The sequence below is a fragment of the Rhizobium sp. AN5 genome, assembly GCF_900215255.1.
Taxonomy (GTDB): domain Bacteria; phylum Pseudomonadota; class Alphaproteobacteria; order Rhizobiales; family Rhizobiaceae; genus Agrobacterium; species Agrobacterium tumefaciens.
This window is the reverse complement of record NZ_OCMJ01000003.1, coordinates 1,370,804-1,383,266: the sequence shown is the minus strand read 5'-3', so window position 1 is coordinate 1,383,266 and position 12,463 is coordinate 1,370,804. Positions and strand designations below refer to the sequence as shown.

Below are 12,463 nucleotides of genomic sequence, written 5' to 3'. Positions count from 1 at the left end.
TTCCCGAAATTTCAGGCGGTCTGCTTGCGACCGATGAAGGCCGCGATGTTGTCGATCGTATCGAGATTGGCCGGTACGATATCGCCATCGGCAACGCGGACGTCGTAGCGTTCCTCGATGAAGCTCACCAATTCGAGAATTCCCGTGGAATCGACCATGTCATTGTCGATCAACGAAAGATCGTCGCCAAACGGCCGGCTTTCGTCACCGAACAGAAAGTTTTCGATGATGAAACCGCGAATTTCGGCTTTCATGCCGGTGCTTTCATTGGTCATTTTGAGCTTCCTTCGATTTTTTGCGATGATATTTTGGAATTCTGGGTCGTGGCAGCGTGCAGAAGCTGGGTCGAGAGAATCCCGACGAAGGCGGCGTTGTCGCGAAAGCCGGTCGCCTGTTTTTGCCGCACCTTTGTCGTCAGCTTTTCCACCGCCTGGGCATTGAACAGGCCGGTGGTCCTGACTTGACCGGTAGAAAGTACGGTGTCGAGATAGCCGGCATCCGCGAAAGCTTCCGCGTCGGGCGCGCGATAGGGCTGCTTGGGTCGGTTTAAGATCGCATCGGGCACCAGCTCGGCTGCAGCCTGTTTGAGGATATATTTTTCCTTCAGACCGCGCAGTTTCGCCTCGGGATGGAGCGCTGCGGCAAAGTCCACCACACGGGGATCGAGGAACGGAAACCGGCCTTCCACTCCATTTGCCATCATGACCCGGTCTCCCTGACTGGACAGAATATAGCCGGGCAAGAGAAATGCTGTCTCGAGGTACTGCGCCTGATGAAGCGGATGCCAGCGGCGGAAATCCTCCGGCAACTGCGCAGCAAGATCGGCCGCAGCGTCGTAGTCGCCAAGCTGCGCTTTCAATTCCGCTGAAAAGAAGATTTTCGCCGCCGCCGTCGAGCGCAAGCGCGGCCGATGGGAAAACAGCGGCTCGTCGGTGGCTTCTGCGCCGAAGGAGAAGAAGCGTGCGAGATAATCCGGCGTCTGCTGTTTCAGCCCCGGAAGGTAGGGATAAAGCCGCTGGAACAGTTTCGGCCGGCGAGCCGATTGCGGCTGGCGGCTGCAAAAGCGCCGTACCCGCGCTTCGCGGAAAATATCGTAGCCGGCGAACAGCTCATCAGCACCTTCACCGGTCAGCACCACCTTCATGCCCCGTTCGCGCACATGCCGGGAGAGCAGGTAAAGCGGCACCGGCGCTGTGCGAAGAATGGGCGTCAGCACGTGCTCCATGACCTCAGGCATGTATTGCGCTATGTCCGCAGTTGAGCACTCCGTGGTTTCGGATGCGACGCCAAGATGCTGGCTCATTGTTTTCTGCCAGATACTTTCGTCGTGCTCCGCACTTTCGAAGGCCAGCGAAAATGTGCGCAGGCCTCGGCTGACGCATTCGGCAGCCAGGGCAGAAACGAGGGAGGAATCGAGCCCGCCGGACAGATAGGAGCCGACAGGCACGTCGGCGCGAAGCCTGATCCGCGTTGCGTCGGCCAGCAGCGCCGTCAGCTCTTCCACCTGCGCGCCAAGGCTTGCCGGCGGTGCCAAGTCCTGGCCGTCAGGATAGGAAAGTTGCCACCAGCGCCGTACCGTGGACGCGCCATCGCGCAGGATCATCAGATGACCGGGCGGCAATTCGTGAATGCCGCGAAAGGCGGTGCGCGGCGGCAACGGGAACCAGAAGGTGAATATCTGATCCAGCGCCACCGGATCGATCTCGGCCGTCATTCCCGGCAAGGCCAGAAGCGCCCCGATCTCGGATGCGAAATAAAACGTACCTTCATGCCACGTATAATAAAGCGGCCGGACACCCATCCGGTCACGCGCAAGCACCAGCGTGTCGTTGCGGGCGTCGTGCAGGGCGAAGGCAAAATCGCCGTTGAATTCGTTGAGGCAATCCAGCCCCTTGTCGCGATAGTCATGCAGGATGACTTCGGTATCGGAGTGGGTGCGGAAATGGTGACCGCGCGCGGACAGCGTTTCGCGCAGTTCGACGTGATTGAAGATTTCGCCGTTGAAGGAAATGGCGAGATCTTCTTCGACCGTGCGCATCGGCTGCGCGCCATCGGCAATGCCCACAATCGCCAGCCGTGCGTGGGCAAGGCCGACATCGCCGCGCAGCAGGGCTCCATGCGCATCTGGACCACGATGCTTAAGACGCGACGCCATCAGCGCAAGGCGCTCGTTTGCGCGCTCGGCCGGCATGTTGTGTCGGTAAAATCCGGCAATTCCGCACATTACTTGACCGCCTGACCAAAGCTGTCACCGATGAGGCGCGTCCAGCTTTCACCGCAAAAGCCGTTGAAAAATGCCGTTCCATCCGTCGCTGCCTTGAGGAGGTCCGCATTGCGCGAATGCACGATGGTGGATGACGCATGCAGAAACGTGCATTTCTTGCCGAGCATCGCCCGGAGCAGTGCTGGCTGGGTGCGGCCTCTGATGGCCGCGAGACCACGATCATAGGCATTGCGGATCAGCCGGTCGATCACGATCTGCTCCTGCCCGGGCACGGCCATGATCTGCAGCGTCCGGCCGATGCCCGTTGGATTGCCGTGGTAAAGAAAAAGCCCCACCGCCCTGCCGCCGCGGGCCCTCACAATCCGCTGGACTGGTTCGCCGTGCAGACGTTTGCGTTTGGCGTGTTGGAGCATGTGCAACAGGCTTTCCTCGGTCCAAACGGGATGGAGCGGAAAGTGGCCGACGAGTTCCCGTGCCAGGCGCGCGAATTCGGCATCGCTCGCGTCTTCGTCGGTAAAGCTGTCTACCTTGTCCGGATGTGATGCGTAATAGGATAATGCTCGCCCATGGCCACGCGCGGAAATGGTGCGGTCGATGATCTTGCTGAACGGCGTCAGCGCGCGGAAAGTGCTGGAGAAACGGTCAGCGGCTATTTCCAGCCCGAATGAAGCCGGGCGTAAAATCCGCAGCCAATCGAGACTGTAGGAGGCGAGCAGCTGGCCGCGCATCGTCTTCCACATATCGGCGGAAACGTCGTTGATCGTCTCCCCGAATGTCAGCTCCTGAGGTCCACCCAAAACTTCGCGCAGCAAACGCGCTCCGGCAAAGGGATCGGTCTCACGGTCTTCAGCGACAAAGGAAGAGCAGACAGCGGCCTGTATGTTCCGGCCATTAAGTTCCATTGCCACGGGCAAAACGCCCAGAAATCCAGACACACGCCCATCGTCGCGCACATAGACCTTGGAGTGGATATCCGGATTTATGTTTGAATTTTCGAGAAAGACAGCGCGTAAATATGAGGTCAGATCATCTGTCGCGGCCCCATCTTTCTTCCGCAAAAAACGGTGAAACATGTCAGCCACGGACACGAGATCGTCCGCAATAAATGAGCGTATTTCAGACATACTCGCCGCTTCTTGCCGGATAGATATTTAATCGAAAGTAATTATCATTCCTATTCTGCCGCAGGCGTATTAATCAGAAGTTATGTGCCGGCGTTTTTTCGCGTGATTGTGGCGTTTTGCAAAGAATTTGACGGGTAATTTCAACCCTAGAGCGCGTCCGGTTTCAACTGAATTCGGTGGACGCGCTCTATATCTTTGGTTTCAAACGTTTTTCCGGACGTAAAAGTCCTACGCCCGGAAATACTTTAGTATTGGACAGACAGGGAATCGATCGGCGCAGCTTTCGGCGGTGCGAACTTGGTCAGATCGATACCTACCACGGCGGCCTTGTATTCCTCAGCGCTCGGTGTGCGGCCAAGGATTGCCGACAGTACCACGACAGGGGTCGAGGCCAGCAGCGATTCACCCTTCTTCTCGGCAGTGTCCTCAACAACGCGGCCCTGGAAGAGACGGGTCGAGGTTGCCAGAACAGTATCACCCTTCTCCGCCTTCTCCTGGTTGCCCATGCAAAGGTTGCAGCCCGGGCGCTCCAGATAGAGGATGTTCTCGTATTCCGTCCGGTTGGCGGTCTTCGGCTTGAGATCATCGAACTCGAAGCCGGAATACTTCTGCAGGATTTCCCAATCCCCTTCCGCCTTCAGCTCGTCGATGATGTTATAGGTCGGTGCCGCGACCACGAGCGGCGCCTTGAACTCGACCTTGCCTTCGGCCTTCTCGATGTTCTTCAGCATCTGGGCGACGATCTTCATGTCGCCCTTATGCACCATGCACGAACCGACGAAGCCCAGATCGACCTTCTTGGTGCCGCCGTAATAGGACACCGGACGGATCGTGTCATGGGTGTAGCGCCGGGACACATCGGTGTTGTTGACGTCGGGGTCGGCGATCATCGGCTCGTCGATCACGTCCAGATCAACCACGACCTCGGCGAAATATTTCGCGTTGGCATCGGGGGTCAGAGCGGGCTTTTCGCCCGAGCGGATTTCGGCAATACGCTGATCTGCCTTGTCAATCAGACCTTTAAGCGTCTGGGCGGCATTATCCATGCCCTTGTCGATCATGATCTGGATACGCGACTTGGCGATTTCCAGCGACTCGATCAGCGTCTCGTCTTCAGAGATACAGATCGACGCCTTGGCCTTCATCTCGGCCGTCCAGTCGGTAAAGGTGAAGGCCTGATCAGCGAGCAGCGTGCCGATATGGACTTCGATGATGCGGCCCTGGAAGACGTTGTCGCCATGCTGCTTCAGCATCTGCGCCTGCGTCGCGTGCACAACGTCGCGGAAGTCCATATGCGGCTGCATCGTGCCCTTGAAGGTCACTTTGACGGATTGCGGGATCGGCATGGTCGCCTCGCCCGTCGCCAGTGCCAGCGCCACAGTGCCCGAGTCGGCACCGAAGGCCACGCCCTTGGACATGCGGGTGTGGCTGTCGCCGCCGATGATGATCGCCCAGTCGTCCACGGTAATGTCGTTCAGCACCTTGTGAATCACGTCCGTCATCGAATGATAGACGCCCTTCGGGTCGCGGGCGGTGATGACGCCGAAGTTGTTCATGAAGGACATGAGCTTCGGAATGTTCGCCTGCGCCTTCTTGTCCCAGACGGAGGCCGTGTGGCAACCCGACTGGTACGCACCATCCACCAGCGGCGAAATGACGGTTGCCGCCATCGCCTCAAGTTCCTGCGCGGTCATCAGGCCGGTCGTATCCTGCGAGCCGACGATGTTCACTTTCACGCGAACGTCCGAACCGGCATGCAGCACCTTGCCGGGCGTCACGCCAACGGCGTTGCGGTTGAAGATCTTCTCCACGGCGGTGAGGCCCTGGCCTTCGATCGAGATTTCCTTGTTGGGGGCAAAGACCGGGGTCGCCTCGATGCCGAGCGTCTGGGCCGCAAAGGTCTGGAGCTTCTTGCCGAAGACGATGGCATAGGAGCTGCCTGCCTTCATGAACTCCATCTTCTGGGGCGTGAAGGCGGCGGCGACGTCGACCAGCTCATTGCCGCTTTCGTCGCGAAGCTTACGGTTCTTGGCGTCGATCTTCAGCACCGTGCCGGTCTCGACGGAATACTTCTGCTCGAGGATCGGGTTGCCGTCATTGTTGAGGATGGGCTTGCCGTCTTCGCCGAGCTTCTTCACCCAGTTCTTCAGGTTGATGCCGATGCCGCCCGTCACGTCGACAGTGGTGGCGAAGATCGGCGAAATGCCGTTTGTGCCGGCAACGACCGGGGCGAAGTTGACGAAGGGCACATAGGGGCTGGCCTGCTTGCCGGTCCACAGCGCCACGTTGTTCACGCCCGACATGCGCGACGAGCCGACGCCCATCGTGCCCTTTTCGGCGATCATCATCACCCGCTTGTCCGGATGCTGCTTCTGAAGCGCGACGATTTCCGCCTGCGCTTCCGGCGTGATCATACATTGGCCGTGCAATTCGCGATCGGAACGCGAATGCGCCTGGTTGCCGGGGGACAGAAGATCGGTCGAGATATCGCCTTCGGCGGCGATGAAGGTCACGACCTTGATCTCATCCTCGACATCCGGAAGCTTGGTGAAGAACTCAGCCTTGGCATAGCTCTCAAGAACGCCCTTCGCTACGGTATTGCCCGCCTTGAAGGCATCGCGCAGCCGGAACATGTCGGCGTCATAGAGGAAGACCTGCGTCTTCAGCACTTCGCCTGACTGCTGGGCAAGCCCGGCATCATCACCAAGGGCGATGTCGAGTAGCACTTCGATGGAGGGGCCACCCTTCATATGCGACAGCAGTTCGAGGGCGAAGGTGGGCGTGATCTCGGGAACGACAGTCTCGCCCAGAATGATCTGCTTCAGAAAGGCCGCCTTGACGCCGGCAGCGCTCGTGGTGCCTGGCAAGGTGTTGTAAATGAAGAATTTGAGGGCATCCGCGCGATATTCGCTACCGGTGTCCCTGATCAAGGTGATGATTTCGCCGGTTAATCCGCCATCGTCGATCGGCTTGGGAGCGAGCCCTTGAGTTTTTCTGCTTTCGATCTCAGCCAGGTAATCCAAGTAAAGGTTCATCGCAATCCCAACGTCATGAGGTGTATGGCGCCGAAACGCAGCGCCACGAAACACTATTGTTAATCGGCCCAGGGTCCTACCGATTTCGAGTACGTCAACCAGGGCCGGAAGGCAAGATAGCGCACTCTGTTTCTGTTTTCGATAAGGGAACGGGAGAACATGCGGGCAGGCATGCCGTCTGCCGTCGTGCCCTCAGGGATGCGCCCGGCATTCCTCCCCGCAGCCTGCCTGACGTGATGCCGGCAAACCATTGCTTCACCGATAAAAGCAACGTCGAGCACATAAAAAATCCGGCCACCGAGGAGGTGGCCGGATCAGGCATGCAGAAGATAAGAGCAATCACATCTTCGGAAGCAGAACCTTGTCGATGACATGAATGACGCCGTTCGACTGCTTGACGTCGGCGATCGTCACATGCGCAACACCACCCCCTTCGTCGGTCAGGGTAATCTTGCCCATGCTTTCCTTCGCCTTGAGGATGCAGCCGCCGACCGTCTTCACATCATGGGTGCCGTTGTCGTCCTTGATCATCTTCTCGATGGCGCTGGACATGGCATCTGCCGCCACGACATGACAGGTCAGGATCTTGGTCAGCTGCGCCTTGTTTTCCGGCTTCAGCAGGGTTTCGACTGTACCCTTCGGCAATTTGGCAAATGCCTCATTGGTTGGAGCGAAGACCGTGAACGGTCCCTTGCCCTGAAGGGTTTCTACAAGACCGGCAGCCTTGACGGCGGCGACCAGCGTGGTGTGATCCTTCGAGTTGACGGCATTCTCGATGATGTTCTTGTTTTCGTACATCGCAGCACCGCCGACCTTTGGATTTTCAGCAAAGGCACCCGAAGCAAGAGTCGAGATGGCCGTCGCAAGGGCGAGCGTACGGATTGCGGACTTGAACATTGAATATTCCTCTTCCCTAATCGCCTCGGCGCGGAAGCGCGCCTCTGAAGGCCTGTCGTTCCCGTCTCGGGGAACAGCACAAGTGACGAGAGCGACAGGGGGAAAGTTTCAAGCAAAAGGCAGTATCATACGATCACTTGCTACAGCGCTGATTCATTTCGGCTTTTTCTCAACCGAATTACACTCGCGATCGGCCAGCGCGCAGTGACCTGCAAACGGAGGGCGGGAACTACCCGCGAACATTCGATTTACAACGTGCCCGTCGGCGCTAGCAGCTGAAGAACCGACGCCAAGAGCATGTTGCCACCCACAATACTATGCTCCTGCTCCACATATTCAGCCTCATTGTGACTGAGACCATCCCGGCAAGGTACGAAAATCATGGCCGATGGCGCGACGCGGTTCATAAAAAGCGCATCGTGGAATGCGCCGGAGAGCATTCTCTTTGTTGCAAAGTCCCGCGCTTGTGCAGCCTGATCCAATACGGCAAGCAATTCATCCGGAAAACTTGCCGGCGGCATGTCGAAAATCTGCGAAATGGTCGCCGAGCAGCCTGTGTCCGCCGCTGCCTGCTGGACAGCCGTGCGGATTGTCTGCTCCATGACGCCGATTGTTGTCAGCGAAGGGTGTCTAAAATCGATCGTGAAGCGCACCGTTGCCGGGATCGCGTTCACCGCGCCGGGTTCGAGGGCCATGCGGCCAATCGTGAAACGTGCGGCCGGATCTGCTGGCATGATGTCGCCATAGAGTTCAGCAAGCGCGTTGGCGGAGGCTTGCATGGGGTCATGCCGATATTGCAGCGCCGTTGTTCCAGCGTGGGCGGTCTGCCCTTCGATAATCACCTCCAGCCAGCGCGTTCCCTGTATGCCGGTGACGATGCCGATCGGTAAGCCCTCTTTTTCCAATGAAGGGCCTTGCTCGATATGGACCTCGAGATAAGCGAAAACAGGCGTGCCCAGAGGCCGCATCGCGGCAGCCGGGAGACTTTCCAGAGTGGCGGAGAGTTCATCTGCGAAAAGTGCACCGTCAGTCGCGCGCATGGTCTCCCAGGCGCTTGGAATTGAACTGGCGGCAAAGGCCATGGAGCCCATGCAGCCCGGCGCGAAGCGGCAGCCCTCTTCATTCGTGAACGACACGACCTCCACCGGCCGCTCGGTTTCCACCCCGCAATCCTCGAGTGTTTCCAGAACCTCAAAAGCTGCGAGCGTGCCGAGCGCACCGTCAAAACGACCGCCTGCGGGCTGACTGTCGAGATGACTGCCGATAAGCAGCGGCGACAGATCCGGGTTGCGCCCCTCGCGGCGAATGAACAGATTGGCAATCGGGTCCTGAAAGACCTTGAAGCCGCGCTGCAGTGCCAACTCCGTCAGCAATTGCCGCGCCTGCCGGTCGAGGCCGGTCAAGGCCTGGCGGTTGACGCCACCCTTTGCCGTCGCGCCTATTTGCGCAAACCGGTCGAGTCGATCGATAAGTCGCTGCCCGTTGATCGAAAGAGTTTGCGTCGTCATCATTTCCCGTTTGCCCTCAACCCGAAAGACCTGGCTGCGCCGCCTCAACAAACGATCGCACACGCGCAGGCTCGACAGGGTTCCACCAGACACCGCCCTGTTTTAGCGACGAAGCGACGATGACACCGCTGGTGCGCTTCAGGATTTCAACGATATTGGCTTCCCCAACACCAGAACCGACCAGAAGCGGAAGATGTGTGGCCTGCCCGATCTCTTCGATTTCCGCCATCGTTGCGCTGTTGCCGGTTCGCTGGCCGGTAGCGATCACCGCATCCGCATCAAAGAAGGCAAGGTCGCGGGTCAGCTCATCGATGCTGCGATCACCCGTGATAGCATGCGCGCCATGCTTGACGTGGCTGTCGGCGAAAACCTTTATGTGCTCGGCCCTGAGCAGGGATCGATAACGCATCGCTTCCGCCGCGCGCCCTTCCATGAAACCCTCGTTGGCGACATAGGCATTGGCCCACTGGTTGACGCGGATGAATTTCGCTCCGCCCGCCATGGCAATGGCGAAAGCCGGGATCGGCGCATTGGCAAGCACGTTGATACCGAGCGGAACGCCAGTCGCCCGCGCGACCCGGTCAGTCACCACGCTCATGAAGGCGGCTGTCTCATGACCGATATCCTCCGGCTTGGAAAAGGGAATATCGCCATGGTTTTCAACGAGAAGACCATGCATGCCGCCTTCGATCAAAGCCTCGGCATCGCGCATGCAGACGTCGTAGATGGCATCCATGGCCGCGCCACGATACCTTGGTGCTCCGGGAAACGGCGGGCAATGCACCATGCCGATCAGGGCCTTGTCACGACCAAAGATTTCCTGGATGGCGTTCGCCCTATTGTCGGATATGATCTGCATGCCTTGTCCTCTCGAAAGTTTTTCATGCGTGCCTTCGTCATCGGCAATATCGCGCTCGACGAAACCTATTCCGTTTCCGCCCTGCCGGAAGCCGGGGCTTCGATTTTCGGCCGGCAGGCCTTCCGCGATCTTGGCGGCAAAGGCTGCAATCAAGCCATTGTCATGGCCCGATGCGGGCTCGATACCACATTGACTGCTGCTGTAGGTACAGATGACAGATCTGCGACCATCCGCGCCCGCCTTGCAACCGAACCTCTGACCGCCGACCTCATTGGCATGGATGGGCAGACCAGCGATCTCTCCATCATCTTCAATACGCCCGATGGTGAAAACAGCATCGTCACGACCACGGCCTGCGCGGAATCCCTGACCCCGGAAGACGTGGCCGGAACCCTTGGTACAGCCAGCCCCGGCGACCTTCTCGTCGTGCAAGGCAATCTCAGCGAAACAACCACCCGTCTCGCACTGTCGCAGGCAAAGGCAACGGGAATGATCACCGCATTCAATCCGTCACCTCTCCAACCCTGGTTTGAAAGTCTCTGGCCGCTCACGGACATTGCTTTCCTCAACCGCGGCGAAGCCGCCGCCCTGACCGGGGATACCGGCTCGACTGCGATAAAATTGCTCATTTCAGCCGGTGTCCGCCAGGTCATCCTCACCCTTGGCGGCGAGGGTTCGATGCTTGGCACGACAAACCAATGCCTGACCGTGCCCGCCGAAAAAACTGGCGTTGTCGACACGACGGGTGCTGGCGATTGCTTCATGGCCGTCACGCTTGCCTCCGCCGCGTTGAGAAACGTCAGTGTGGATGAACAGGCGTTGAGGCATGGCGCAAAGGCATCTGCGCTGACCGTCAGTCGTCGGGGCACGCTTTCAGCCTTTCCCGATATCCTTGAACTCGCGGATATTTTGTCCAACTGACAATCCTTTCCGCCGATACCTGCCGCCGCGCTCAGCGAGCTTCTGTCAGCCAGCCCAGAATGTTTTTCCACAAACGGCCGTAGCCCTGCCATTCGCAGAAGGCGGGAGAGAGCCAGTGCGGACCAATGTCGGATGTCCACGCCGCTGTCCGACCCTGGCCAAAAACGCCGGTGACCAGAAGCGGATGACCGCCCTGCTCCGCAGGCAGGCGGGCAACCACGTCCACATCCGCGCGCTCGCGCACCTCTACCTCATTGACACCGAGGAGAAGCGGCCATTCGCCGGAAAGACCCGCAACGGTGGGATGATCCGGCATCAGAATGTCGGCCGTCGATCCTTCCGGAATTTCAACGCGGTCATCCCATGGCAGGCAGGTTACGGGAAGCGTATCTTCCACGGGGGTGCGACGCCACCGGGCCTTGCCATCGATACCCTGGAACGAGAAATATCCGCCAACCATCAGCAGGCCGCCACCCTTTTCGATCCATGCCTTGAGAAGCTTCAGACGGTTTGGAACGGTTTTCGAGTGCAGCCAAACCGCAGGCGGCAAAAGCAGCGAATTGGCACCGATGTCAGAGAGGATGATCGCGTCATACGCATCCAGCCCCGCCATATCGAAGGGAAGTTTCTCGACAGCATCATGAGCCGTCAGGTAGGTCAGCTCGTATTCACTACCTTCAAGCGCCTTTACCAGAGGTTCCGCGCCCAAGTGAAAGGTGACGCTGCCGAACTGGTCGAAGCCCTTGTAGTGAGTGGCGGAGCTGACCCAGCTTTCGCCCACGAGAAGTACTTTCTTTGTCATGTTTCGTTCCATTTCTATGGGTTCGTCACGTCTTCGCCTGGAAGACCGAGCGCGGGTTATCCCGCATGAGGATTTGCAAGGTGAGGTCTTCCAGACCATGCCGCTTCAATCGCGGCAGGAAATGCTTGAGGATATAGGCGTAACCATTCCCGCCATACCGCGTCAGCATCATCTTCAGGAAAACATCGTGGGAAAGCAGGATGCGGTCCAGATATCCGCGCTCCACCAGCTGGACGATGGCTTTGGCCGCTTCGTCGTCACTCGGGCATTGGACCTGCTGATCGGCATAGAAGAAATCCATGCCGATCATGTCGTATTCGATGAAGGCACCGCGGCCGGCAAGTTCTCCCTGATAGCCAAGGTCATCATGCGACGGGTTCATGTGACACAGAACGGTGTGACTGACATCCGCGCCTTCCTGCTCGACTACATCGAGAACCCTGTGACCCAGCCTTAACCAGCCCGGAAGATGCACCATGAGGGGCAAACCTGTACGGGCCTGCGCCCTCGCCGCACCGCGCAGCGATTTCTGCTCCTCGGGGGTGAAGTCCGAGGACACACCGATCTCTCCGATCAGACCGATTTTTACGCCGGTTCCGTCAACGCCCTGAAGCGCCTCATGAACGATTTCATCGGCGATATCGTCGATGCTGAGCGCTGCCACTTTCTCAGGATGGGAGGAGGCCAGATAATAACCCGCCCCCATCACGATGTTGAGCCCGGTCGCCTCGGATATCCGCCTGAGGGCAAGCGGATTTCTGCCGATACCCTGGCAGGTCGGCTCCACCACTGTATGGCCGCCCTGAGCGGCGAATTCGTACAGTTCTTTAATCGCAAGCGGCTCATCATCCAGCGTGATGTTGTGCTTGTTGACGAAGGGATCCTGGCGAAGTTCGCCGAGGATTTCCTGGCAGACCAAGCCCTCCGCCAGATATTGCCGCTCCGGCGTTTTCGGTGCGTGCCACCAGCAGCGGCAATCGTTGAGAATATGCTCGTGCATCAGCGTCACACCGAGCTTTTCCACCGGGACGGGACCGGAAACCGTCATGAAATTGCCGGAGCGAATATGGCCTTTCGAGAGTTCATCCACCAT

The 12,463-nt window shown here is 58.6% G+C and carries 10 protein-coding genes; 1 reads left to right on the top strand and 9 read right to left on the bottom strand.

Features of this window, described 5'->3' with window-relative positions; all coding sequences use genetic code 11:
• Nucleotides 1-11: 11 nt before the first annotated feature.
• From CRP02_RS09820 to CRP02_RS09790, 7 genes are all read right to left on the bottom strand, one after another.
• Nucleotides 12-275 carry an acyl carrier protein gene (locus CRP02_RS09820; RefSeq protein WP_097099597.1) on the bottom strand — a complete coding sequence of 88 codons (264 nt, stop codon included), beginning with the start codon at nucleotides 273-275 and terminating at the stop codon, nucleotides 12-14.
• Nucleotides 272-2,224 carry an asparagine synthase (glutamine-hydrolyzing) gene (gene asnB, locus CRP02_RS09815; protein WP_097170943.1) on the bottom strand — a complete coding sequence of 651 codons (1,953 nt, stop codon included), beginning with the start codon at nucleotides 2,222-2,224 and terminating at the stop codon, nucleotides 272-274. The genes CRP02_RS09820 and asnB overlap by 4 nt, the downstream gene beginning before the upstream one ends.
• Nucleotides 2,224-3,126: a hypothetical protein gene (locus tag CRP02_RS09810; protein WP_323455360.1), complete on the bottom strand. Its 903-nt coding sequence runs from the start codon at nucleotides 3,124-3,126 to the stop codon at nucleotides 2,224-2,226. The genes asnB and CRP02_RS09810 overlap by 1 nt, the downstream gene beginning before the upstream one ends.
• A gap of 467 nt (nucleotides 3,127-3,593) precedes the next feature.
• Nucleotides 3,594-6,383, bottom strand: coding sequence for a bifunctional aconitate hydratase 2/2-methylisocitrate dehydratase (locus CRP02_RS09805; protein WP_097170942.1), 2,790 nt, complete (start codon nucleotides 6,381-6,383; stop codon nucleotides 3,594-3,596).
• 339 nt (nucleotides 6,384-6,722) lie between these two features.
• Complete coding sequence (locus CRP02_RS09800; protein WP_097170941.1) at nucleotides 6,723-7,280, bottom strand: fasciclin domain-containing protein; 558 nt, start codon at nucleotides 7,278-7,280, stop codon at nucleotides 6,723-6,725.
• Between the two features lie 248 nt (nucleotides 7,281-7,528).
• Nucleotides 7,529-8,791, bottom strand: a complete 1,263-nt coding sequence (locus CRP02_RS09795; protein ID WP_179783973.1) for a Zn-dependent hydrolase — start codon at nucleotides 8,789-8,791, stop codon at nucleotides 7,529-7,531.
• 13 nt (nucleotides 8,792-8,804) lie between these two features.
• Nucleotides 8,805-9,647: a BtpA/SgcQ family protein gene (locus CRP02_RS09790; protein WP_038494808.1), complete on the bottom strand. Its 843-nt coding sequence runs from the start codon at nucleotides 9,645-9,647 to the stop codon at nucleotides 8,805-8,807.
• 24 nt (nucleotides 9,648-9,671) lie between these two features.
• On the opposite strand from CRP02_RS09790, the gene CRP02_RS09785 reads away from it, so the two are divergent.
• Nucleotides 9,672-10,568, top strand: coding sequence for a ribokinase (locus CRP02_RS09785; protein WP_097170940.1), 897 nt, complete (start codon nucleotides 9,672-9,674; stop codon nucleotides 10,566-10,568).
• A 31-nt stretch (nucleotides 10,569-10,599) separates the two neighbouring features.
• Here CRP02_RS09785 and CRP02_RS09780 read toward each other — a convergent pair whose 3' ends face one another.
• Both CRP02_RS09780 and CRP02_RS09775 read right to left on the bottom strand, forming a co-directional pair.
• Nucleotides 10,600-11,370, bottom strand: coding sequence for a glutamine amidotransferase (locus tag CRP02_RS09780; protein ID WP_097171314.1), 771 nt, complete (start codon nucleotides 11,368-11,370; stop codon nucleotides 10,600-10,602).
• 25 nt (nucleotides 11,371-11,395) lie between these two features.
• On the bottom strand, nucleotides 11,396-12,463 hold the full coding sequence (locus tag CRP02_RS09775) for a phosphotriesterase (RefSeq protein ID WP_097170939.1): 1,068 nt from the start codon (nucleotides 12,461-12,463) through the stop codon (nucleotides 11,396-11,398).

Coding starts and splice junctions, on each gene's coding strand:
- asnB (WP_097170943.1), bottom strand. CDS start 2,224: ATGTGCGGAATTGCCGGATTTTACCGACACAACATGCCGGCCGAGCGC.
- CRP02_RS09780 (WP_097171314.1), bottom strand. CDS start 11,370: ATGACAAAGAAAGTACTTCTCGTGGGCGAAAGCTGGGTCAGCTCCGCC.
- CRP02_RS09800 (WP_097170941.1), bottom strand. CDS start 7,280: ATGTTCAAGTCCGCAATCCGTACGCTCGCCCTTGCGACGGCCATCTCG.
- CRP02_RS09785 (WP_097170940.1), top strand. CDS start 9,672: ATGCGTGCCTTCGTCATCGGCAATATCGCGCTCGACGAAACCTATTCC.
- CRP02_RS09810 (WP_323455360.1), bottom strand. CDS start 3,126: ATGGAACTTAATGGCCGGAACATACAGGCCGCTGTCTGCTCTTCCTTT.
- CRP02_RS09820 (WP_097099597.1), bottom strand. CDS start 275: ATGACCAATGAAAGCACCGGCATGAAAGCCGAAATTCGCGGTTTCATC.
- CRP02_RS09805 (WP_097170942.1), bottom strand. CDS start 6,383: ATGAACCTTTACTTGGATTACCTGGCTGAGATCGAAAGCAGAAAAACT.
- CRP02_RS09790 (WP_038494808.1), bottom strand. CDS start 9,647: ATGCAGATCATATCCGACAATAGGGCGAACGCCATCCAGGAAATCTTT.
- CRP02_RS09775 (WP_097170939.1), bottom strand. CDS start 12,463: ATGGTGGATGAACTCTCGAAAGGCCATATTCGCTCCGGCAATTTCATG.
- CRP02_RS09795 (WP_179783973.1), bottom strand. CDS start 8,791: ATGATGACGACGCAAACTCTTTCGATCAACGGGCAGCGACTTATCGAT.